22 protein-coding genes and 1 tRNA gene are annotated in these 23559 nt (G+C 40.6%); 12 read left to right on the forward strand and 11 right to left on the reverse strand.

Annotation, left to right across the window (positions count from 1 at the left end; all coding sequences use genetic code 11):
• Positions 1 to 39: 39 nt before the first annotated feature.
• Positions 40 to 558 (reverse strand): hypothetical protein, encoded by a 519-nt coding sequence (locus FTU03_RS03705; protein WP_034170492.1) that lies wholly within the window; start codon positions 556 to 558, stop codon positions 40 to 42.
• Positions 559 to 792: 234 nt separating this feature from the next.
• Between FTU03_RS03705 and mrdA the strand changes: the two genes are divergently transcribed.
• Together mrdA and rsmD are read left to right on the forward strand one after the other, a co-directional pair.
• Positions 793 to 2835, forward strand: a complete 2043-nt coding sequence (mrdA, locus tag FTU03_RS03710) for a penicillin-binding protein 2 (protein WP_179992089.1) — start codon at positions 793 to 795, stop codon at positions 2833 to 2835.
• A gap of 3 nt (positions 2836 to 2838) precedes the next feature.
• Positions 2839 to 3396 (forward strand): 16S rRNA (guanine(966)-N(2))-methyltransferase RsmD, encoded by a 558-nt coding sequence (rsmD, locus tag FTU03_RS03715; RefSeq protein WP_179992090.1) that lies wholly within the window; start codon positions 2839 to 2841, stop codon positions 3394 to 3396.
• A 75-nt stretch (positions 3397 to 3471) separates the two neighbouring features.
• Here the strand turns inward: rsmD and FTU03_RS03720 are convergent, their stop codons facing one another.
• Positions 3472 to 3678, reverse strand: coding sequence for a hypothetical protein (locus FTU03_RS03720; protein WP_004782913.1), 207 nt, complete (start codon positions 3676 to 3678; stop codon positions 3472 to 3474).
• Positions 3679 to 3922: 244 nt separating this feature from the next.
• Between FTU03_RS03720 and FTU03_RS03725 the strand changes: the two genes are divergently transcribed.
• The 3 genes from FTU03_RS03725 to FTU03_RS03735 all read left to right on the forward strand — a co-directional run bounded on the left by FTU03_RS03725 (position 3923) and on the right by FTU03_RS03735 (position 5974).
• The gene (locus tag FTU03_RS03725; RefSeq protein ID WP_166136933.1) at positions 3923 to 4672 is read left to right on the forward strand and encodes a sulfite exporter TauE/SafE family protein; all 750 of its coding nucleotides are present in this window, start codon (positions 3923 to 3925) and stop codon (positions 4670 to 4672) included.
• Between the two features lie 84 nt (positions 4673 to 4756).
• On the forward strand, positions 4757 to 5518 hold the full coding sequence (locus FTU03_RS03730; RefSeq protein ID WP_179992091.1) for a 3-oxoacyl-ACP reductase: 762 nt from the start codon (positions 4757 to 4759) through the stop codon (positions 5516 to 5518).
• A 132-nt stretch (positions 5519 to 5650) separates the two neighbouring features.
• Positions 5651 to 5974 (forward strand): hypothetical protein, encoded by a 324-nt coding sequence (locus FTU03_RS03735; protein WP_125278719.1) that lies wholly within the window; start codon positions 5651 to 5653, stop codon positions 5972 to 5974.
• A gap of 64 nt (positions 5975 to 6038) precedes the next feature.
• Here the strand turns inward: FTU03_RS03735 and FTU03_RS03740 are convergent, their stop codons facing one another.
• Positions 6039 to 6617 (reverse strand): 1-acyl-sn-glycerol-3-phosphate acyltransferase, encoded by a 579-nt coding sequence (locus tag FTU03_RS03740; RefSeq protein ID WP_125278720.1) that lies wholly within the window; start codon positions 6615 to 6617, stop codon positions 6039 to 6041.
• A 308-nt stretch (positions 6618 to 6925) separates the two neighbouring features.
• Here FTU03_RS03740 and FTU03_RS03745 point away from each other — a divergent pair, with 308 nt between their 5' ends.
• On the forward strand, positions 6926 to 8110 hold the full coding sequence (locus FTU03_RS03745) for a hypothetical protein (protein WP_179992092.1): 1185 nt from the start codon (positions 6926 to 6928) through the stop codon (positions 8108 to 8110).
• Positions 8111 to 8148: 38 nt separating this feature from the next.
• Here the strand turns inward: FTU03_RS03745 and FTU03_RS03750 are convergent, their stop codons facing one another.
• Complete coding sequence (locus tag FTU03_RS03750; protein WP_179992093.1) at positions 8149 to 9303, reverse strand: helix-turn-helix transcriptional regulator; 1155 nt, start codon at positions 9301 to 9303, stop codon at positions 8149 to 8151.
• Positions 9304 to 9533: 230 nt separating this feature from the next.
• Here FTU03_RS03750 and FTU03_RS03755 point away from each other — a divergent pair, with 230 nt between their 5' ends.
• A complete protein-coding gene (locus FTU03_RS03755) occupies positions 9534 to 10040 on the forward strand; it encodes a copper resistance protein NlpE (RefSeq protein ID WP_179992094.1) in 507 nt (168 codons plus the stop codon).
• A gap of 70 nt (positions 10041 to 10110) precedes the next feature.
• Here FTU03_RS03755 and FTU03_RS03760 read toward each other — a convergent pair whose 3' ends face one another.
• Positions 10111 to 11787 (reverse strand): YadA C-terminal domain-containing protein, encoded by a 1677-nt coding sequence (locus tag FTU03_RS03760; protein ID WP_179992095.1) that lies wholly within the window; start codon positions 11785 to 11787, stop codon positions 10111 to 10113.
• A gap of 510 nt (positions 11788 to 12297) precedes the next feature.
• Here FTU03_RS03760 and FTU03_RS03765 point away from each other — a divergent pair.
• A complete protein-coding gene (locus FTU03_RS03765; protein ID WP_179992096.1) occupies positions 12298 to 12675 on the forward strand; it encodes a hypothetical protein in 378 nt (125 codons plus the stop codon).
• 432 nt (positions 12676 to 13107) lie between these two features.
• On the opposite strand, the gene groL is transcribed toward FTU03_RS03765, so the two are convergent.
• The 4 genes from groL to FTU03_RS03785 all read right to left on the reverse strand — a co-directional run bounded on the left by groL (position 13108) and on the right by FTU03_RS03785 (position 16976).
• A complete protein-coding gene (groL, locus tag FTU03_RS03770) occupies positions 13108 to 14742 on the reverse strand; it encodes a chaperonin GroEL (protein WP_005234685.1) in 1635 nt (544 codons plus the stop codon).
• A gap of 69 nt (positions 14743 to 14811) precedes the next feature.
• On the reverse strand, positions 14812 to 15102 hold the full coding sequence (gene groES / locus FTU03_RS03775; protein ID WP_004646315.1) for a co-chaperone GroES: 291 nt from the start codon (positions 15100 to 15102) through the stop codon (positions 14812 to 14814).
• A gap of 178 nt (positions 15103 to 15280) precedes the next feature.
• A complete protein-coding gene (locus tag FTU03_RS03780; RefSeq protein WP_179992097.1) occupies positions 15281 to 16057 on the reverse strand; it encodes a metallophosphoesterase in 777 nt (258 codons plus the stop codon).
• On the reverse strand, positions 16038 to 16976 hold the full coding sequence (locus tag FTU03_RS03785) for a diacylglycerol kinase family protein (protein ID WP_179992098.1): 939 nt from the start codon (positions 16974 to 16976) through the stop codon (positions 16038 to 16040). Before FTU03_RS03785 ends, FTU03_RS03780 begins: the two co-directional genes overlap by 20 nt.
• Positions 16977 to 17390: 414 nt before the next feature.
• Between FTU03_RS03785 and FTU03_RS03790 the strand changes: the two genes are divergently transcribed.
• From FTU03_RS03790 to FTU03_RS03800, 3 genes are all read left to right on the forward strand, one after another.
• Positions 17391 to 19220, forward strand: coding sequence for a phosphoenolpyruvate carboxykinase (GTP) (locus FTU03_RS03790; RefSeq protein WP_034706283.1), 1830 nt, complete (start codon positions 17391 to 17393; stop codon positions 19218 to 19220).
• A 355-nt stretch (positions 19221 to 19575) separates the two neighbouring features.
• Positions 19576 to 20928, forward strand: coding sequence for an MFS transporter (locus FTU03_RS03795; protein ID WP_171523054.1), 1353 nt, complete (start codon positions 19576 to 19578; stop codon positions 20926 to 20928).
• Between the two features lie 136 nt (positions 20929 to 21064).
• Positions 21065 to 21487 (forward strand): hypothetical protein, encoded by a 423-nt coding sequence (locus tag FTU03_RS03800; protein ID WP_034590028.1) that lies wholly within the window; start codon positions 21065 to 21067, stop codon positions 21485 to 21487.
• A 55-nt stretch (positions 21488 to 21542) separates the two neighbouring features.
• On the opposite strand, the gene FTU03_RS03805 is transcribed toward FTU03_RS03800, so the two are convergent.
• Together FTU03_RS03805 and folD are read right to left on the reverse strand one after the other, a co-directional pair.
• Complete coding sequence (locus FTU03_RS03805; RefSeq protein WP_179992099.1) at positions 21543 to 22211, reverse strand: methyltransferase; 669 nt, start codon at positions 22209 to 22211, stop codon at positions 21543 to 21545.
• 263 nt (positions 22212 to 22474) lie between these two features.
• Positions 22475 to 23323 (reverse strand): bifunctional methylenetetrahydrofolate dehydrogenase/methenyltetrahydrofolate cyclohydrolase FolD, encoded by an 849-nt coding sequence (gene folD / locus FTU03_RS03810; RefSeq protein WP_004782941.1) that lies wholly within the window; start codon positions 23321 to 23323, stop codon positions 22475 to 22477.
• Positions 23324 to 23476: 153 nt separating this feature from the next.
• Between folD and FTU03_RS03815 the strand changes: the two genes are divergently transcribed.
• Positions 23477 to 23550, forward strand: a tRNA-Cys gene (locus tag FTU03_RS03815).
• The last annotated feature ends 9 nt before the right edge of the window (positions 23551 to 23559 follow it).

The following is a 23559-nucleotide window of genomic DNA, read 5'->3' on the forward strand; positions in this document are numbered from 1 at the left end:
TTCACAGAATACAGGTATTAATAAAGTTGAATATTTTGTCTATAAACCGATACTTAAAGTATAGGAGAATTGTAGTCTGGGTTCAGTTTTGGCTACAACGCGACCATTACTGTCCTGTAATTTCTCCCCCGCCCCAATACCGATACTAAAACTGCTGATCCGTTCTGAACTAAGCAAAACATACGCCAGATCAATGCCCCCACCTAAACGGCTTTCGTATTTGCCATCAACCTGTTTGCTATCGATATGACCGGCATAAGCCCCTACATAATAACCATTTTTGTCCTTGCCGGTGAGGTGTGCAGGATAACGAAAGCCAACTTGTGCTCCAACTGTACGATCATCGTTGAGAAAAGCACCACCTTTCACATAAGCAATCCCATAAGGATTCACCCATTCAGTGTTTAGATGGATAAGTTTCTGGGTAAAACCGACCCCAACATTAAATGCTTTAGGCTCACGATCCTCAGTTCTGTTTGTCGTATTATTCACTTGATCATGTGCATATACCCCATTTGCAAAGAATGCAAATGCCAACAAAGGGTAAACTTTGTTCATTCCTTCACCATCTTCCTTAATTATAGTTTTTGGTAGAGTCCTATTTTTATTTAATTTTGACTTTATCAGAATTATTAAAACTCTTGTACACAGCACTTTACAATTTTCATGTCTGCAAAGTCAAAGTTTAAACACAGGAATTGCTATAGCCAGTTTTCCATTATCAAATCCCGTACAGTTGCGCTAGAATACTCCACTTTGATTCCTTTCCCTCTGGCCTTAAGTCGATCGCGTATGAAGCAGCACTTTCCTTTAAAAAATGCACAACAAGAAAAGCGCATCTATAGCAGTCGGGTCTGGATCTCTGTCGGTATTGTGGTTTTCTTTATGCTGCTGCTGGTCAGCCGCTATGCCTATTTGCAAATTTTTAATTTTGAAACCTTCTCTACGGCTTCTGACCAGAACCGTATTCGTCTGCAGCCTTTAGCGCCAGCACGCGGTTATATTTACGATCGTAACGGTATTTTACTTGCCGATAATTATCCTGTTTTCACAGCTACCTTAAGCCGCGCCGATGTGCAGGATATTGATGATACGCTGAAACGTCTTACACCTATTCTGGAATTAACCGAAGAAGATATTGAACGTTTTCAGGCACGCATCAAGACGGCGCGTAAAACTGAGCGTGTGTCAATCAAGCTGAATCTGAATGAAAATGATATTGCCCGTTTTAGTGAGGTGAAATATCTATTTCCGGGCGTCAATATTGAAACGCAGATGACCCGTTATTATCCGCATGGTGAACTCTTCGCGCATGTGATTGGTTATGTTGGCCGTATTAATGACAAAGAACTCAAAGAAATTGATAAGGACCTATATGCCGGATCTAACCTGATCGGGAAAATCGGGGTAGAAAAATACTATGAAGATTTATTACATGGTGTGCCGGGTAATGAATCTGTTGAGGCTGATGCTTTCGGTAATGTTCTGCGTCACTTAGGCCGTAAAGAGCCGGTACGCGGTAATGATCTGTATTTATCACTGGATTATGGTCTACAAACCATTGCCACTGAACAACTGGCCGGTCGTCGTGGTGCTATTGTCGCGATTGACCCACGTACAGGTGAAATTCTGGCGCTGGTTTCCAGTCCAAGTTTTAACCCTAATTTATTTGTCACCGGGATTAGTAGCAAAGACTATTCAGGCCTTCGTGACAGTTTGGATCAGCCACTCTATAACCGTGCTGTTCAAGGGGCCTATCCTCCAGGTTCGACCATTAAACCGATGTTTGGCCTGGGTGGCCTTCATTATGGCCTGGTCGATTGGGATACAGCAATTTCCGATCCCGGCTATTTCACACTTCCGGGCGATTCGCATAAATTCCGCGACTGGAAAAAGTCAGGACACGGCGTAGTCAACTTGCATAAATCGCAAGTGGTCTCGTGCGATACCTTCTTCTACATTTTGTCGTTCCGTATGGGCATTGAAAAAATGAACACATGGATGCGCCAGTTTGGCTTTGGCGAAAAAACTGGTGTCGATTTACCAAGTGAAAGCTCAGGACTTTACCCAAGTCCGGAATGGAAAATGCGTACCCGTAAATCCAAATGGTCACGTGGTGAAACCATCTCGGTGAGTATTGGTCAGGGTGCCTTTACCGCCACACCATTACAGCTCGCCATGGCAACTGCTATTACAGCAAATCAAGGCTCACATGTTACGCCTCACGTACTGCGTGAAAGTAAAGGTGCCAAACCTTTCACCGTACATAATGCCCCTAATGGTAAAATCGACTTTAATGGTCAACCAGATGACTGGATCAAAATGCGTGATGCGATGATCGATGTGGTTCAGTCAGGGACAGGTCGCGGAATCCGCACGCCGATGTATCAAATCGCAGGTAAAACCGGTACGGCACAGGTAAAAAGTATTGCCCAAGGTAAGCGCTATAATGAAGCCCTGCTGACTGAACGCCAGCTGGATCATGGTCTATTTGTTGGTTTTGCACCTGCTGAAGCCCCTGAAATTGCAGTAGTCGTTGTCTGGGAAAATGGCCGACATGGGGGTTCTGCTGCGCAACTGGCTAAACCGTTATTTGACTACTGGTTACTGTCTCGCGATAAAAATCCGATTCACCCTGCCGGCCATCAAATTAGTGGCGGTCTCATGACAGCAGGTATTAAACCGGGCGAATTGCCAAGTGGACCAAACCTGTTAAGTGCAGACCCGAATGCTACCCCAACTCAAGAAGGCAGTCAGGCGACCCATGCACAGCCAAACAATCCGCAACCTGCAACTTCTCGCTCTGCTCCTGCAGCCAATGACGATCAGGAATAATTCATGAAAAACCAACTTAGAATTATTGGTGGTGACTGGAAACGCCGTCAATTGGCTTTTGCCAGTATCGAAGGATTACGTCCCACACCTGATCGTGTGCGTGAAACTTTATTTAACTGGCTAATGTGGGATGTCCAGAATACCTGTGTCTTGGATCTGTGTACCGGTTCAGGCGCTTTATCCTTTGAAGCTTTATCACGTGGTGCAGCTTCAGTGGTGATGATTGAGCCGGATCGTACTCAGGCACAATTCCTCACCCAAAATCTGGAATTACTCAAAGTCACCAAAGCACGTGCGCAACTCAAAATTGCGACAGCACAACAAGCATTAACCAGCCTGAAACAGCAGTTTGATCTGGTCTTTCTAGACCCACCGTATAGTCTGGACCTATGGGAAACTTTGGCCACTCAAGCTGATCCACTGATCAAAGAAGATGGTTTTATCTATGTAGAAGCCGATCGTGAACTGAGTACATTGAAGTTACCAAGTTCATGGCGTTTAGTTAAAAATACCAAAGCCGGTACAGTACGCGCAGGGCTGTATCAGAAAAAAGCGGCTTAAGACCTACTTATATTAAATACTTAAATAAAAAAGGATTCCTTAAAGGAATCCTTTTTCATAAATGGAAGGTAACGATTAACGATTACGACGCCAATCCCGATCGCCTCTGTCACGTTTCCAGTCACGATGATCTTTATGTTTTTTCCAGTCCTTATCACCACGATCCCGATCATAATGTCCATTACGATCATGATGACCGCGATAACCTTCATCCCAAGGATCAACCACACAGCCTGTTAGCGCTACTGCCAATACAGATGACAGTAATATCATTTTTTTCATTTTCATCACCTCTATACCGCACTCAATTAGTATCAAGTGATTTCATGAAGAGTACGCGGAGCCATTGTTGCACTCTTGTATGATTTTGTTCATTTTCCATACTTAATTAAAGGATTTGTCTCGGATTTAATAAAAATCATTTATGCATATTTACACTTAGATTCGCATAAATACAGCTAAGGATCTGCTTGGTTTTTCTAGCCATATTTTGAATACTACAAACTTTTCCAATATCCTGATTTTTATGACCTGGCTACTCTTTATTCTTGGTGCAATTATCGCAGGATTTGTACAGGGACTTACCGGTTTTGCTTTTGCATTAATTGCCATGTCATTCTGGGTATGGGGATTAAGTCCTCAACTTGCTGCGCCCTTAGTGGTTTTTGCCTCGGTGTGGAGTCACCTCATTTCATTATCCAATGAACCTAGACTTCCTCATCTGCACCGAACCTTATATCTACCTTATTTAATTGCTGGTCTGATCGGTGTCCCACTCGGCACCTGGTTACTGAATATCGTTGAGGCGAGTACTTTTCGTATTTTGCTTGGTATATTTCTCGTGATCTGGTGTCCACTGATGTTGCTTAATCCACAGGTTAAATTGATTCAGCATTCAGGCAAAACTGCGGACGTAGGCATTGGTTTGATCGGTGGTATTTTAGGAGGTTTAGGGGGATTCTGCGGTTCTGTGCCATCTGCCTGGCTGATGCTGAAACAACTACCGAAAGAACAGCAGCGCTATATATTGCGTCATTTTAATTTTGCCATACAGGTGTTTACCTTGGCCGCCTATTTACTGCAAGGCACCTTAAATCAGACTCACCTTCCCTATATGGCGGTACTCATTCTAGCTGTAAGTATTCCCGCTATTTTAGGCGCACGTCTGTTTCATCAAATTTCAGAATTACGTTTTAAACAGATTGTCTTAGGCTTGCTCTTCAGCTCGGGCTGCTTTCTCCTGATCAAAGAAGGCATTGACTCATTTGCGCGATAGAGCAGCTCTAAAACCTTACATCACTTTGCTTTCAGCCCTATTGCTGTTATGTTAGCCCGAATGATTCTCAGGCGGATATAAGCAATGCAAATTCGTGATCAAATTATCCTTGTGACTGGTGGTGCTCGTGGATTGGGACTAGCCATTACCCAGCTCCTGATTCAGGAAGGTGCACGTGTGGTAGTAAATTACCATAGCAGCAAAACCCAAGCTGAAGCTTTGCAAAATCAGTATCCTGATCAGATCTTTGCCTGTCAGGCAGATGTAACACAAGCTGATCAGGTACAAGCTTTATTCACTGCCAGCAAGGCCCATTTTGGAGAAGCCATCCATTCCGTTATTAATAATGCGCTGGTGCAGTTTGAGTTTAATGGTGATGAGCGACCTAAAGTTGAAGATCTGACTTGGGAAAGCATGGCCCGTCAGTTTAGTGGAGCAGTTCAAGCCTGTTTAAATACGACGCAAGCTGCATTAGAAGATATGAAACAGGCACATTTTGGTCGTATCGTGAATATTGGGACTAACCTGGTTCAAAACCCTGTCGTTCCTTATCATGATTATACGACTGGGAAAGCGGCGCTATTGGCCTTTACCCGAACTACTGCGCAAGACCTGGGTCAGTATGGGATTAACGTGAACATGCTTTCAGGCGGATTACTGCAAACTACAGATGCAAGTAAAGCAACGCCTGACTTTGTCTTTGACCTGATTGCTCAATCCACTCCTTTACGTCGCGTGATTACACCTGAAGAATTTGCGTCTGCTATTCTGATGTTCCTGTCACCTTATTCACGTGCAGTGACAGGTCAAAACTTGATTGTCGATGGCGGACTGGTTAAAGGTTAAAGATCGCCAAGGAAGAATGAGATTCTGAATTTTATTCTTCTATTTTTTGACCAGTTGTTGAATAAAACTACTTTTGCATAGCGCATTTACTTCTACAATAGTGCGCTCCCCATCAAAGTTCATCTATTTTCTATGAAACTCCTAACGGCATTGCTCAGTAGCATGTTACTGGCAGGTTGTATGTCCAATGATCTTAAAAAGTCAGAACAGCTTCTGCGAAACTTCAATTGTGCCAAGATTGATACAGCGCAAATGCCACACAGTAGTATGACGGATTATTATCAACACATGCTATACAGCAGCAAAACCAAGGTCGAATCTTATATTGAGCAATATCATCAAGGAGAAGAGCTTTTTGACCTGCCTTTATATGAAGTGGTAGAACAGCAATACAATCTTTATAAAGATGCCTGCCAGAATCTGGGGGGAATTTTATCTGAAGAGAATCAAAATTAAATTCGGTATTTATATATCGTACAGAAAAGCAGAGTCCATCCCTCTGCTTTTATTTTTCCTGAAATTAAAAATAGCGTTGATCAATACTGAATTTTTCAGGAAATTTAGGTTCAATATTGGCATAGAACGTCATGATCTCAGCCATATCCTGTTCATAATTTCCTGTTGGATAAATGATTTTACCTACGCCCGCTTCTTTTTTTGCATAATCCATATAAGCCAGCGCAATTGGCACACCCGCATTGATCGCCACATGATAAAAACCAGTTTTCCATTGTTCCTGACGGGCGCGTGTGCCTTCCGGCGTAACCAGCATGACTAGTTTAGGATGCTCTTTAAATAGACCTGTCATGACCTGAACCATGCTTGGACGTGGCTCACCCGGTTGTTTGGGACGACGGTCAATACCAATTCCACCCATTGCACGTACAAAAGGCCCAAATGGAAATTTCATATAGCTGTCTTTAATGGTCAGACGCACATTCACTTTTAATGCCTTTAAGGCCAAACGTGCATATAGTGCATCCCAGTTACTGGTATGTGGCGCTGCAATCATCACACATTGATCAAGGTCTTCGGGCCATTGGTCATCGGTTTTCCAGCCCATTAAATTTAAAGTTTTCTCAGCTAAATTTTCAAACACAGCTACATCACAATCATTATCAAAATTTCGCCACAGTCTAACAATGCAGCAGAATATAGATAGTGCATCCTGATCAATAAAACATCAATTAATATATATTTGTATTTTTAAGCTTTAGGAAGAATTTCAATTTATTGTTATTTGAATATTTCTTCTTTCACTACCTATTGCAAGCTCACTCTTTTAAGCAAATAGTGAGTTCAATTTATTTTACTGATTTATATATTTTTCCATCCTAATTTTAGGATATGTCGATTTTAGCTTTCTTTCTATACTTCGCTGACATAATAAATTTCAGGAAGATTTTCATGAAAAAGACTTTAATTTGTCTTGCCTTAGCGGGGTTACTTACAGCATGTGGCGGTTCAGATAATGATCGTACAGAGGGTTCATCACCTGTTCCACCTACAGCTCCGGTCGGGACCGAAACTGGTGTACTGACAGATGGAATTATCTCAGGGGTAACATATATCACCAGCAGCGGTGCGGAAGGGGTTACTAATGAAAAAGGTGAATTTAAATTTAATGATGGAGAAAAGGTTAAATTCCTGATTGGTGACGTACAACTAGGTCAAGAAATTGAAGCGAAAGAACGTGTTACTCCGTTAGATTTAGCACAAACTGAAAATGCACGTACCAATCTGATGGTGCTTTTACAGTCTTTAGATACAGATAGTAATCATGACAATGGGATTAGCATCAGTACTGAAGCTGCTAATGCCCTTCTTAATAAAAGTTTAGATTTTTCTAAGGCCCCTACAGCATTTGCTACAGACGTGGTATCAACAGGCGTAGTTACCACAGAAAAATTGATTACACCTGAAAAAGCTGCAGAAAACTTCCAGTCAACTTTCTATAAAGATATTGCCGGTACTTGGGAAATTGGCCGTAATGCAAACAGCGCTGTTCTAATCCATATTTTAGAAGATGGCCGTTATGCCTTAGGTCAAGCAGAAGCTGCTGATGGTGATGGAACGCCTGGCATTGAAACTGGAGAGTTAAACTGGAATGCAACTACCAGTGTAATTTCACCGCGTATTATTCAAGACAGTAATGGTGAATGGGGACTCTCACATCCTGCAGAAGGCAAACCTTATACGTTAAACTATGATGGAATGACCTTAATTCTGACAGAACCGGGGATCAATACCGAATACCGTTTAAGCCGCGTCAAACAGTCTGCTAATGGTCTGGTAGGTGCATGGAGATTTAGTGACACCCATTTATTTGCCTTCTTTGACACAAACTATTATTTCTTCCTGGACACTGAAGGCGGAGATGATTGTGGCTGGCCTGGTATTGAATATGGCAAATTTATCCTCTCAGGTAATACACTTACGACCACTGAAGTTTTATTCGATACCAATGAATGTGGCGGATTACAAGACAGTTCCGATGGCAGCAAGACCATTGCAAACATCAATGTATCGGCTGAAACTCTGATCTTGCATCCACAAGGTGAAGGTCCTGTAACATTACAGCGCGTTAGATAATGAGCACTGCCTACCTAAAGAATTATCTTTAGGTAGGTTTAATTAATATGTTCAAAATGAATCGTACATCCCATCAATAAGTGCATCAGCTCAATTTGTGAAGTGCAGTCAGTTTTTTCATAAATATTCTTAAAATAAGTGCGTACTGAACTTAAAGTGATCCCACATTTCACTGCAATTTCTTCTAATTTATAGCCATTGATTAAAAGTTCACACAAATCAAATTCACGTTTTGACAGTTGATATGCTTGCTGCAAATAAGCTCTAGATAATGAATAATGCCGGTTTTTGTCTGTCATAAATACAGCAATCTGATGCTGAGCTTCAGAAAATTGCTGCATTTTTCTCAACCTTTTAAAAGGCACAACAGTGAGCATCAATTGCTGTCCTTTAGAATCCTGCAAAGCCAAGACCCCGCCTATTTCACTCGACATACTGGTATCTTCCAGCAAAGCACTCGATAGCAATCTTTCCAGACGTTCCTGATCACCTACCGGTGTTTTCAGCCGGTTATGCATATCCATTTCCAGACATGTTGAAGCTTCAATCATGCTTTGTGCTAGTGGATTTGAATAAGATAACTTGAGATCCTGATCCAGCAAAATAATACCGATTTTTAAACAGTCTAATACGGTATATAAGCTGATATTGTCTTGTTGTACCAAACTGATTTGCCGATGAATCTGTAAAGAGCGACGCAAATGTATGCCGATCCGTTTGAGAAAATTCAGTTCAGCTGCTTCAAAACCTTGAGTGTGCGGAGCACGATGTAGTCCCATGACTGCCCAGCGATAATTTCCTCTGTCCAGTAATACTCCCGCCATATATCCTATCCCTGTAGGCTTAAGGCATTTTTCATAAAAGATATACTGTTCTGTTCCAGGTTGATCTGCATAATGACGGCAGTCCTGATTAAGTGCCTCCCCCATATCAATTTCATTCCATAAAGGCATATGCAGCTTCATGTCAATGACCCGAATCCGTTCATCCTGATAAGCAGCCAGACTTTCTTCCGGGATATTGTAAGTATAAACAAAGTCATAGGCGGGATTGAATTGATCAAGACCGGTAAAAATTGCACTATGACTCTGGGTATATTGCACAATATCCTGAATGACCTCTAGCCATAAAGCAGGCAATAAAGCAGCATCATATATTTTCGCGATGATATTATTTTCCTGTTCTGCTTTCATGACCGCTCTTATTAATAATTATTTTTATCAAATCATAACCTTAAGGTTTATAAAATAAAACTAAAGAAAACCTATCGCTTATTTTGTATTTTAATTATCTTCGTTTCTCATCTACATATATTTAATCCGTTTCACTTAACGAATCAATTTTTAACAAGATCTCTCTGTATATTGATAGCTCATACTTTTAATGTAAATCCTAATACAGAAGAACAAGAGGATGATCTTCAATGAAAAAAATATTATGGCCTGCTTTATTGGTAGTAACAGTTACTAGTTTAAGTGCATGTTCTAAACAGAATGACCGCGATATGGCCAGTGCAGATACTCAATCTAATACCACAAATGCTCCTGTTACTACAGAGACTACAAATAGTCAAAGCAATATGAGTACTGAGATGAGCAGTAATGCTACTGTCAACTCAAACTGGGCAGGCGAATATGAGGGTGTTTTCCCGTGTGCTGACTGCGAAGGGATTAAAGTTGAACTAGATCTTAATCCTGACAAAACTTATGAATTGAGTGAGGAATATTTAGGTAAAACTGGAAATAATGAAACTGAGACCAAAGGTAGCTTCACTTTCGATTCTCAACAACCTTCTATTATCGTCCTAGATGGAAAAGCTGAAAACCGGAAGTTTTATGTAGGTGATAATTTCGTTGAAGCTCGTGATATAGAAACAGGTAAGGAAATACAGAGTAATCTGAATTATAAATTAGTTAAAAAATCACCTTAATCATTTTCTAACTTAATAAAAAATCCCCGCAAATGCGGGGATTTTTTATTTCAACTATGTTGAGGGTAAATTATTTACCGCCAAACACATATGAAACACCTACACGGCCACCAACTTCGTTACCGCCAGCGAAACCAAGAGCAGCACTTAGAGAAGTACGGCCATCAGCGAATACGCTTGCAACACCTAAAGCACCGGCAGTTTCACCTTCATAGTGACCTACACCACCGAATACTGCGAATTGACCAGCACCGATGTTAGGAATTTGTTGTTGAGCAGCTAAAGCAATTGCAACACCACGGTAAGCAGTTTGCTCTACGTCATCAATACGGCTGTTCAAACGAGCTGCTGTAGAATTGAATTGAGTTAAACGAGAATCAACTTCCACTAGAGCAGCATCAACTTTAGCATCAACAGCTTTAGAAGTTTCTTCTAAGTAGCCTTTCACAGAAGTTTTTGAACCAGTAGCAGCGTCAACAAAAGCGATGTCACCAGTGGTTTCAATACCAGCTGCAGTTACTGTAGTTTGCGCTGTAACTTTACCATCTGTAGTATTTGTAGCTTGTAAACCGTAAGTTTTATTACCTGCTTCATCTACTGCAATAATGCCAGTTTTTACATCCTTAGTTGATGTAGATACTGGAGCATTAGAAGTTACTGTATATTTATTACCACTTGTATCATTTGCAACTAATGGGTCTGTACTAGAAATTTTGATTTCACCAGCATTTGGGGCTTTAGAAACAGACTCACCATAGGTAACGTTTAGATTTGATACTAAACCAGTATTTACTGTAGTAGTACGATCGCCACCAGTTGTTTCATCAGCTGTACCTTTACCTACTTTAGTTAAGTTAGCATCACTAGTATCGCCAGTGTAAGCAGTCAAAGTATTATCAGTTGCTTTGAAATATTTACCATTAAATTCAACTACACGATTACCATCTTTATCATCGTAAGCATTTAGTACTGCTGTTGGTGCAGTTGTAGTAGTGCCTGTAACTGAAGTTGTAGTTACTGTACCTTTCTCAAGATCAACCACTCCACCTTTCGCCACATCCAAGACAGCTAAACCATTGCCTGTAACACCAGCTACAGCAGTATTGGCATCAGCTTCAGTTTTAATTGTTGCAAGAGTACCTTGAACATTTTTTCCAGCTAAAGTGAAATCGTATTTAGCTTTACCAGCTGTATCACGATCTTCTTCAGTAATGTTACCAATTTGAACATCTTTTTTAACTGAAACTACATCAGTTGCAGTAGTTGCTGGTGATGTTTCACCTGTAAAAGTGATTTTCTCATCAACTAGACCATTATTACCATGCCAGTCAGTATTTACTAACTGACCTTCAAGAGTATAAGTTCCGGCTGTTGTTGTTGTGGTGGTGGTGGTTGATCCACCAAAAGACCAATAATTATTTTGGTCTACATTACCATCAAAGCTTAAACCACCTGTTGTAGTACCACCTGTTGTAGATGGAGTTGATTCTGTAATTTGGACTTGACCAGCAGACACTACGATTGTGTAATCTTTTGTTTCACCTGTAAATGCTGTTAGCTTATTGCCTTCAAGCTTATACCAACCATTTTGAACAACCCCATTGCTGTCATTAGCATCTTCTACTTTAACAAGAACATCACCTTCAGCATTTGCGTATTTTACTACATCTGCTTGGTTCACTGCTGCTAGCGCACCAAAACTTACTGCTGCTAATGCAGCTGCCAATAAGGTTTTTTGAAATTTCATATAAATTTCCTTCAATTTTTATAAAAAGACTGGCCTACCCTAGGATCATGTAAACCAGCAAAACTGTTACGAATGCGTGGTTAAAAGGGAATTACGCCATTCATACCCCACCGCCACCGCGGTCCTGAGGCAATAATATACAAAACATAACAAATTTATCAATCAAAATTTGATTTATTTTTTAAATATTAATTTATCTATTATGTTTAATATTAATTTATATGTATAACTTTATGTTTTTATTGCATATATAATTGGATTATAATCATCAACTAAAAGTTTATGTTGTTAGAATTATTTACTAATATTTGAATTAAGCTGAGCTAAATAAATTTGATTTAAGAAATAAAGAAAATTCATTACAAATAATTACAACAAGTTATCTTAAATAAAGTTGTTACAATTGAAATATTTTCGAAGTTTTCTTAAAATTAGGCTCTGAAACATTGTAGTATTTAAAATACTTTTTAAGGCTAGGCTTAAAAGTATAGGAATAGATAGAAGGAATTTATGAGCAGCCAAAAAGAAAAAAATCTATTTGCTGAACGGCTGAAAAGTGCTTTAACAAATGCAAGACATCCTATAAGTCCTACTTATTTATCAAAAGAATTTAATTATCGTTATGACGGTCCAGCTATTTCAGTACAGTCAGCAAATAACTGGTTGTTAGGAAAGGCAATTCCTAGCCAAGATAAATTGGCAATACTCGCAATTTGGCTTAATGTTTCCAACCAATGGTTAAGATTTGGAGACCATGATTTTAATCCTGCCCCTCAAGTTTCAGAACATGATACTGAAGATTTGGATTATTATTTAAAGTTTCGCTCTTTAAAAAATACCCAGAAAGATATTATTAAAAAGTTGATTGATGAATTTAATCAATTGTAATCTTTTGAGTGAAGTAAGCTAATAGCTTTCTATGTTCATATTCACTTTTCTTTAAACGATCTTCATACTCTCTTAATTTTCGGTATAAAGATTTTAATTCATCCTTACTCACCAATACAAGTTTAGATTGATCATCTGAATTCTCACCCTCATTTATAACTGTATTGCTCATATTGCCATATATATCAATTATATTTTGATCAAATAATAAATCAAAACTTTACAAAAACCAAGCCTAAAAATATTACAAAAGTAAACATTTTTCATTTATTTAAAAAAAATTGAATACTTCATCAATCATTTATGACTATAAGTCAACTTAAGTCTCAAATTCTACTATATTTTTCATGAAAATCTCACTTTTATTTTATTTAAAATTAAAAAAATCCCCGCAAAAGCGGGGATTTTTTGAGCATATAATCGGGTAATGAATTACATCATACCGCCCATTCCACCCATGCCGCCCATATCAGGCATCGCTGGTTTTTCTTCTGGGATTTCAGTAATCATACATTCAGTTGTCAACATCAAGCCAGCAACAGAAGCTGCATGCTCAAGTGCAGAACGAGTTACTTTCGCAGGGTCAAGAATACCCATTTCCAGCATGTCGCCATATTCACCTGTCGCAGCGTTATAACCATAGTTACCTTCACCGTTCTTCACAGCATTGATCACAACAGATGGCTCATCACCAGCATTGGCTACGATTTGACGAAGAGGAGCTTCGATTGCACGACGAAGAATGTTGATACCTACGTTTTGGTCATCGTTAGCACCAGTCAGACCATCAAGTGCAGATGCAGCACGTACCAGTGCAACACCACCACCCGCAACAACACCTTCTTCAACTGCAGCACGAGTTGCATGAAGTGCGTCGTCTACACGGTCTTTCTTTTCTTTCATTTCAACTTCAGTTGCAGCACCGATTTTGATAACTGCTACACCGCCTGCCAATTTAGCAACGCGTTCTTGAAGTTTTTCTTTGTCGTATTCAGAAGTAGATTCTTCGATTTGTGCACGGATTTGCTGAACACGCTCAGAAATCTGATTTGCATCACCAGCACCATCAACAATCACTGTATTTTCTTTAGATACAGTCACTTTGTGTGCAGTACCTAAGTGTTCAAGTGAAGTTTGATCTAACTGCATACCGATTTCTTCAGAAATCACAGTACCGCCAGTCAGGATCGCGATATCTTGAAGCATTGCTTTACGACGGTCACCGAAGCCAGGTGCTTTAACCGCACATACTTTGATAATGCCGCGCATGTTATTTACTACAAGTGTAGCCAACGCTTCGCCTTCAACATCTTCAGCGATGATAAGAAGAGGCTTACCAGTTTTCGCAACAGCTTCCAAAACAGTGATCAATTCACGGATGTTGCTAATTTTCTTGTCAACCAACAGGATGTATGGGTTTTCAAGTTCAGCAGTCAACGTGTCTTGTTTGTTTGCAAAGTATGGAGAAATATAACCGCGGTCAAACTGCATACCTTCTACAACATCAAGCGAATCTTCGAAGCCTGAACCTTCCTCAACAGTGATTACGCCTTCTTTGCCTACTTTTTCCATTGCTTGTGCAATCAGAGAACCCACAGTGGTGTCAGAGTTTGCAGAGATCGAACCGACTTGCTCAATCGCTTTAGAATCAGAAGCTGGTTTTGCAGTTTGTTTAATATTTTCAACAACAGTTTTAACTGCAAGGTCGATACCACGTTTCAGATCCATTGGGTTCATACCCGCAGTTACTGACTTGATCCCTTCGTTCAGGATTGCTTGAGCCAATACAGTTGCAGTTGTTGTACCGTCACCTGCGATATCATTGGTTTTTGAAGAAACTTCACGAACCAGTTGCGCACCCATGTTTTCGAATTTGTCTTTCAGGGTAATTTCTTTCGCAACAGATACACCATCTTTAGTAATGTGCGGTGCACCGAAAGAACGGTCGATTACAACGTTACGGCCTTTAGGACCTAAAGTCACTTTCACCGCATCTGCAAGGATGTTCACACCAGCGATCATTTTTGAACGAGCTGAATCACCAAATTTTACGTCTTTAGCTGACATATTTGACTCCGAATATTGTTGTATCTTTACAAAATCTGAATTGGAATGAGTAAAACGATCTGGCGCAGATTAAGCTTCTAATACTGCCAGAATGTCAGACTCTTTCATGATTAAAAGTTCTTCGCCGTTTACTTTTACAGTTGTACCTGCATAAGTACCGAACAATACTTTGTCGCCAACTTTTACGTCTAACGCGCGTACGCCATTGTCAGTGATTTGACCATTACCAACTGCAATGATTTCACCTTGTGCAGGTTTTTCAGCAGCAGAACCTGGAAGTAAGATGCCCCCAGCTGTTTTTGTTTCTTCTTCAACACGACGAATAACAACGCGGTCATGTAATGGACGAATGTTGCTCATAAATAACTCCATCAGACTAAGTCTTTTTTAGATCACCGATGACGACTTATTTATTCCATTGGTCATCATCAAAATTTTTTGATGTCCTTTTTATGGAGATGGAATAAAACGCTTCAAGGGCAAAAATGAAAAAAAATTGGTTTTTTTTTAATTTTTTGATGGATTGCGTATTTTTTGTCTATTTATTTATGGGATCAGGCTGTGGAACAAAGGTTTTTAACTGTTCATCAAAACAATATTGCGTAATTTTTCCTGTTGCATCAATTGCATTAAAGCTATTCGGCTGATTCTTATGGAGCCGATGTGACGCAGAAGTCCCGGCATGTACATCATAAACCGGATGATTTCCTCCCAATTCGAATATACGGTTCAAATCATAGACTGCGGTACGATGCAAATGCCCATGCAATACAGCAAACAGCCCATGCTGCGACCAGGACTCCAATGCAATTTTGGCCATCAGGGGAATATCCTTAAAACCCTGCCTATTCTGAAATGGCACATAAAAAGGTTGATGACTGACAATAATCTTGATTTTGGAATCAGGTGCCTGCTGTAGTTTCAGGTCAATCCTTTGAATCTGTTCGAGTGATAAATGCCCTTTAGTATGATATCGACGTCTAATCGAATTTACCCCAATCAGATAAAAATGTTCGGTTTCTAAAACAGGCTCGAGTTCACCGAAAAATAATTGATAACGGGTAAATGGAGTAAATAATCGATTCCATAAATGATAAAGCGGAATATCATGATTCCCCGGGATCACCAGATAAGGCGTATTCAACTGATCCAGAAACCGTTTACAAGCAAAGAACTGCCCCAAACGTGCTCGCTGGGTGAGATCGCCGCTGACTACCACCGCTTCCAATGCATGATCCCGACAAAATTGTTGGATGGCTTCCAAACATTCAGGCCTTTCTGTACCAAAATGCAGATCAGAGAGATGCAGAATCATGCGGCACCATTACACTTAAACTATTTTTTAAAACTGAAATATTTAACGGTGGTGTCATTTCTACCGTTTCCCCATCTATGGCAACCATTAATTTTTTGCGTTTAGACTCAATTCGCACCTGATCTGCAGCAAAACTATAGACATCGGAGGCTTGATCAATCTTGCCCCGGATTAACTGATATACCAGCTTGAATAACGTCAGCTTGTCACTTTTAGAGACCACAACCCCAGCCACCTTCCCTTGCTCAGCAGCTTGGGCAATCCGCATTTTCATGTCTACTAACTGTAGTGGATTATTGCCAAAGAAAATCAGTGGAGTTTTGACCGGATATTTCTTCTGATCTACCCAGATTTCCAGTTTTAATTCTTTACGGTCACGAATCAACACATCGAGTGCTGAGGTATAGGCATGTAAAGGGAAACGGCCAAATATGCGATTATAGTCTTCACGTTTTTTAATAAATAAGGGATATAAGCCCAGACTAGCATTGTTCAGGTAGATTTCCTGATTAATACGCGCTACATGGATACATTTGGTTTGACCCGTTGCAATGACTTGTGCGGCTTCAACCAAATCTAAGGGAATATCCAGCAATCTTGCCGCATAGTTAAAAGTACCTAGAGGCAATATTCCGACTGGAATATCAGTTTCAAGCAGGTGTTTGGCGACTGAATTGAGCGTTCCATCTCCTCCTGCTGCCACGATCACACCATGATCTGGCGATTGTTGATGCCGTTGCAGCACTTCAGCAATGACTTTTTTGAACTGTTCTGGATCGTTGATTTCAAAAGCTTTAGTCTCAAAATCATGCGCTGCAAAAATATCTAGTAATTGCTCATATTTTTCTTGTTGGTCGAATAGACGGAAACCAGAATTATGATTATAAATAATGGATAAGGGTTTAGATTGATTAGACATTTTTTACACAGATTGATGCACACCTATTGGCATTTTGTCCAATTCATAAACAATTAATAGTTGCTTTATGTAAAATTCGAATGGCGACCATTTATTTAATCAATAACAAATATAACTGAACAATTTTATTTAAAGGTTTGATTTAAATAAAAATAATTAAAATAAATACCACACATAAAGCTAATAAATACATATTTAAGATTTTGAATTTATTCATATCTTATTGTTTTATATAAATTTAAACAGAAAATAGCATAATATTCCAAATAAAATCCAGCACTTCTTTAGTCTTATTTTTTTGATGATTTTATGCTTTAATACAGCCACTTTTTTTCATATTTCATCTGGCCAGTATTTTATTGACCAGATTGTACTTTGTACAAAATTTTGTACACATTTGAGATAGGCCTCACCATGACCCAAGTGAACGCACCAGAATTCGTTCGTCACCCTAAGCTTATTGCATGGGTGGAAGAAATTGCTAAATTAACAAAACCAGCAAAAATTGAATGGTGTGACGGTAGCGCAGAAGAATATCAACGTTATATCGACTTGATGATCGCTAACGGCACAATGCAAGCGCTTAACCAAGAGAAACATCCTGGTTCTTATCTTGCAAATTCTGATCCTTCTGACGTTGCTCGTGTTGAAGACCGTACTTTTATCTGTTCTGCAAATAAAGAAGACGCTGGCGCGACCAATAACTGGGAAGATCCAGCAGTTATGCGCGAAAAATTGAATGGTCTGTTTGACGGTTCAATGAAAGGTCGTACCCTGTATGTGGTTCCATTCTCTATGGGTCCTTTGGGTTCACACATTGCGCACATCGGTATCGAATTAACTGACTCTCCTTATGTGGCAGTCAGCATGTCTAAAATGGCTCGTATGGGTAAAGCTGTTTATGACGTTCTAGGTACAGATGGCGAATTTGTCCCTTGCGTACACACTGTGGGTGCACCACTTGAAGAAGGTCAAAAAGATGTTGCTTGGCCTTGCAACAAAGAAAAATACATCGTGCACTACCCAGAAACTCGTGAAATCTGGTCATTTGGTTCTGGTTACGGCGGTAACGCATTGTTAGGTAAAAAATGCCTGGCTTTACGTATTGCATCTTATATGGGTCGTCAACAAGGCTGGTTAGCTGAACATATGCTAATCCTTGGCGTGACTAGCCCTAAAGGCGAAAAACACTACATCGCAGCTGCATTCCCATCTGCTTGTGGTAAAACAAACTTCGCGATGCTGATTCCACCAGCAGGTTATGAAGGTTGGAAAATTGAAACTGTAGGTGACGATATTGCCTGGATCAAACCAGGTGAAGATGGTCGCTTATATGCAATCAACCCTGAAGCTGGTTTCTTCGGTGTAGCTCCTGGTACAAATACCAAAACGAATCCGAACTGTATGGCAACGCTTCATAAAGACGTAATCTATACAAACGTTGCTGTGACTGACAACGGTGAAGTTTGGTGGGAAGGTCTGACTAAAGAAGCACCTGCGAATCTGACTAACTGGAAAGGTCAACCACACACTGGCGAAGAAAAAGCGGCTCATCCGAACGCTCGTTTCACAGTTTCTGCTGGTCAATGCCCTTCTATCGATGCGGATTGGGAAAATCCAGCAGGTGTTCCAATTTCTGCGTTCATCTTCGGTGGTCGCCGTGCAGACACAGTGCCTCTGATTTCAGAAGCATTTGACTGGGTTGATGGTGTTTATAAAGCTGCAACCATGGGTTCTGAAACAACTGCTGCTGCTGTTGGTCAACAAGGTATCGTTCGTCGCGACCCATTTGCGATGCTTCCATTTGCTGGCTACAACATGGCTGACTACTTCACTCACTGGTTAGAAATGGGTGAGAAAGTTGGCGAGAAAGCTGCTGCTGCTGGTAACAAGCTTCCTGGTATCTACAACGTGAACTGGTTCCGTCGTGATGCTGAAGGTAACTTCGTATGGCCTGGTTTCGGTCAAAACATGCGTGTTCTTGAGTGGATCATCGATCGTTGTGAAGGTCGTGCTGATGCTGTTGAAACTCCAATCGGCCGTGTACCTACTTACGAACAGCTAAACTGGACTGGTTCTGATTTCACTAAAGAACAATTTGACCTGGTAACTTCTCAAGACAAAGATCAATGGATCAAAGAACTTGAAAGCCACACTGAATTGTTCAACAAATTGGGTGATCGTCTGCCAGAAGCGTTGAAAAAACGCCAAGCTGAACTTCTTGAAGCGGTTAAATCTGCTTAATTGCTGATTTAATTTTAAAAAGGTCGCGTAAGCGGCCTTTTTTATTACCTTAAGATAAGGTTAAAGCCAATTTTTTAATCTATTTTACATCTAAATAAAAACTACCTTTACCATTCATTAATCCCCTTAAAGAACAGCATTTAACCAGTTAATCCAATATAAAAATCAAGCAATTAATCTAAACAAATGGTAAATTTATGTTTTATAAAAATATTTGAAAATTCCACTATTTATTAAGACTAAAGTCCTATAAAAAGAGAAAACTTGGAGGCGTATAAGTATATGAAATCTCCTCACTTTCTCTCTCACTAAAACATAACTTTTTAGATTTTATAGCAATGAAAATTTAAAAAAGATGTGTTTTACAGCATTCCTTTGGAGCAATGTTGTGAATCAGCCACTTCCTGAAGCTGCTACACCGCAGCTTGATCGTAAAACACGGGTTAAATCTATTCTCGGTGGTTCTGCAGGTAACCTGGTCGAATGGTACGACTGGTATGTTTATGCAGCCTTTACCTTATATTTCGCTTCACAGTTCTTCCCTGATGGCGACAATACCGTCAAACTTCTTCAGGCTGCTGCTGTATTCGCACTTGGTTTCTTGATGCGTCCGATTGGCGCATGGATTATGGGGATTTACGCTGACCGTAAGGGTCGTAAAGCCGGTTTAACACTTTCTGTATCTTTGATGTGTGTCGGTTCCCTGATTATTGCCTGTGCACCCACCTATGATTCAGTGGGCATGCTCGCCCCTGCGCTGCTGTTATTTGCTCGTTTATTACAAGGTTTGAGTGTAGGTGGTGAATACGGTTCAAGTGCCACTTACTTGACTGAAATGGCAGGTAAAAATCATCGTGGTTTCTACTCAAGCTTCCAGTATGTGACCCTGATCTCAGGTCAACTATTGGCACTCTGTGTCTTGATCTTCCTACAACGCACTTTGACTGAAGCACAACTCACTGAATGGGGCTGGCGTATTCCCTTCTTGATTGGTGCATTCTTAGCGATTGTGGTGTTCTGGATCCGTCGCGGTCTGGTAGAAACACAATCTTCAAAACAGGCTGTTGAACAGGCGAAAAAAGGTGGCCCTAAATCCGGTGCCTTAGCTTTATTCACTAAATATCCTAAACAGGCATTTACCGTGATCATGCTAACTGCAGGTGGTACTTTAGCTTTCAATACTTTCACTACTTATTTGCAGAAATATCTGGTGAACACCTCAGGATTTGAAAAAACCACAGCGACTGAAATCACGACTCTTGCGATCTTTGTATTCATGCTCTTGCAACCTGTGATTGGTGCACTTTCTGACAAGATCGGCCGTAAGCCAATCATGATTGCCTTTGGTGTGCTTGGTGTACTATTTACCATTCCTATCTTTAATGGCTTAGGCTCAACTACCAACCCAACTACAGCATTCATGTTATGTATGAGCGGTATGGTAATTGTAACTGGTTATACAGCGATTAACGCAGTGGTAAAAGCTGAGCTATTCCCTGCCCATATCCGTGCCTTAGGCGTAGCTTTGCCTTATGCGATTGCCAATACACTATTTGGGGGTACAGCAGAACTGGTGGCTTTAAGCTTTAAAAATGCCGGCCATGAAAACTACTTCTTCTATTACATTACTTTTATGATTGGCCTGTCGCTGCTCACTTATGTCTTTATGAAAGACACTAAAAAGCACAGCATGATTACTGATGACTAAGTAACTGTATTGCTTTAGGAGCTTTCCGGATGGAAACATTCGGAAAGCTTTTTTATTGGAATTTTATGTTTACTGCCATTCCGCTATTTCGTTGCTATGGCATACTTGTCTGATAAAAATACGGGAAATCATCATGATGAAAAAAACAGTTTTTTTACTCGGCTTAACTATCGGCACTTTAGGCCTGACAGCATGTCAGACGGCACCTCAACAATTTAACGGTCAGACCGGTTATGAAATTCTGGAACGTTCAGAAAATTCCGCAACCTTAAGCTATACATTAGCAGGACGACCAAGTCAGGATGAAAACAGGTTACAGGCTGCTTGCAGACAAGTTCTTGGAACCTCTAAAAGTTATAATATCCAGATTATTAATAGTCAGGAAATAGTTAACCCAACTCCTGAACAGGTTCAGTATGGCCGTCAACTCGGGGATAGCCGCACCCAAATCAGTTTGAGTAATACACCTGATTTATATAACAGTGAAAATCCGGGTGCCCGAGAGGCATTAGAAGCTCGCCCTACCACTGTACGTGTGATTCGCTATACCTGCTCATAAAACAGAGCATAAAAAAGGGCTTGATGCCCTTTTTTTCTTTTTCAATTCTTGGATGTTATTTAGTTCGATAGAAGCTGACATTACGGAATTCTGGTGATTCATCCAGATCTGGCCAGGTAGTCGCACTACGTTCATCCAGTTTGAGATATTGCGGATGACTAAAATTTTTCACCCGACTATCTGCGACCCAGACTTCTGGTGCAAATCTCAGGAATTCATCCAGGAAGAAACGGTTACACTGATCATAAAGCACATCTGCCGCTAGCAGTATATCCACCTGTTCTGCTTTATAGAGATCATCCAGATATTCCAGCTCAACATCATTTAACTCAGCATTGGCACGACAGGCATTCAGACTGACCTGATCGATATCACAACAGATCACACGTTTGGCTCCTGCCATTTTCGCTGCAATAGCAACAACACCTGATCCTGCACCAAAATCTAGTACCACTTTGTCTTTGACATGATGCGGTTCAGCCAGCAACCACTGTGCCATGGCCAATCCTGATGCCCAGCAGAAGATCCAGTACGGCGTATCATTCCAGATACGACGAATCACTTCATCATCTAGTTTGTCTGTCGGAAAGACTGGTGGAATCAGCCAGAGTGAAATCGGTGTTTCTGGTAGCTGCTGTGCCATCAGTTCACAATTAGGAATAACTTGGTGTAAGGCTTGAAGTAAATGCTCAGGGGCTTTAGGAAATTGGAAAGTACAGCTCATGAAGAAAGCCTTGATGCGAAAATATCTTTATTGGAATTTATACATTAATCGGATACATGACCACGTCATTCGCAGCTGTTCGAGGCAGACTGAAATCTAATTCGTCCTGTTTTTGCGACACATCAACCACGCAAAAGAAATATGACGAGTTCTGCGAATGACAAATGGTTTTGGTTACTTTTGCCGAAACAAAAGTAACGAATGAGCTTCTTACATCTATAGTCACAACGATACAACTCCGCCGTAACTAATTAAAATTTCAATTAACCCAAAGCCTTCTCAGCAGCTTCTACAGTTTGACGAATCAGCGTAGTGATTGTCATAGGACCTACACCACCCGGAACTGGGGTATAAGCAGAAGCAACTTCTTCAATACCGACTAATTGAATATCACCCACACCACCGCCATCACGTGGGTGGAAACCAGCATCAACAACCACTGCACCTGGTTTAATCCAGTCTTTCTGGATCAGTTCAGCTTTACCCACCGCACCCACGATAATGTCAGCTTGTTTTACAAATTCTGGAAGGTTTTGAGTACGTGAATGGCAAATAGTCACTGTAGCATTCGCTTCAAGCAACATTGCTGCCATTGGTTTACCTAGAATCGCAGAACGACCAACCACTACCGCATGTTTACCTGCGATTTCAATATTGTTTTCTTTCAGGATAGTCATGATACCTGCAGGAGTAGCAGAACCATAAGCTGCTTCACCCATCGCCATACGACCATAGCCCAGACAAGTCACACCATCGACGTCTTTTTCAAGCGAGATAGCATCAAAACAAGCACGTTCATCAATTTGCGCAGGTACTGGGTGTTGTAAAAGAATACCGTGAACATCCGGATTTGCATTCAGTTTTTCAATTTCAGCCAGCAATTCTTCAGTAGTCGTTTCTTTTGGAAGCTCAACTTTTAGTGAATCCATACCAACACGGCGGCAAGCATTGCCTTTCATACGAACATAAGTTGCAGATGCGCCATCGTCACCCACTAAAATAGTCGCAAGAATTGGAGTACGACCTGATTTTGCTTTCAGCGCTTCTACGCGAGTTAACAAGTCAGCTTCAATTTGCTTCGCCAATGCACGACCGTCTAAAACTAATGCCACGGCACTTCTCCCAAGTGTTGATATGAATCAATTTTGCACATTCTACATGATAATTCTGAATATTTTCCGCCATATGCTGTTTTTATGCGCATACAAATGAATATCCTATTGTTTTTTTTTCAGAGCTTGATAATATACGCATCAACAAGACGCGGCGGGGTGGCAGAGTGGTCATGCAGCGGACTGCAACTCCGTGGACGCCGGTTCGATTCCGACCTCCGCCTCCAATCTTGTTA

The organism is Acinetobacter sp. YH12046 (assembly GCF_013419905.1).
GTDB lineage: Bacteria > Pseudomonadota > Gammaproteobacteria > Pseudomonadales > Moraxellaceae > Acinetobacter.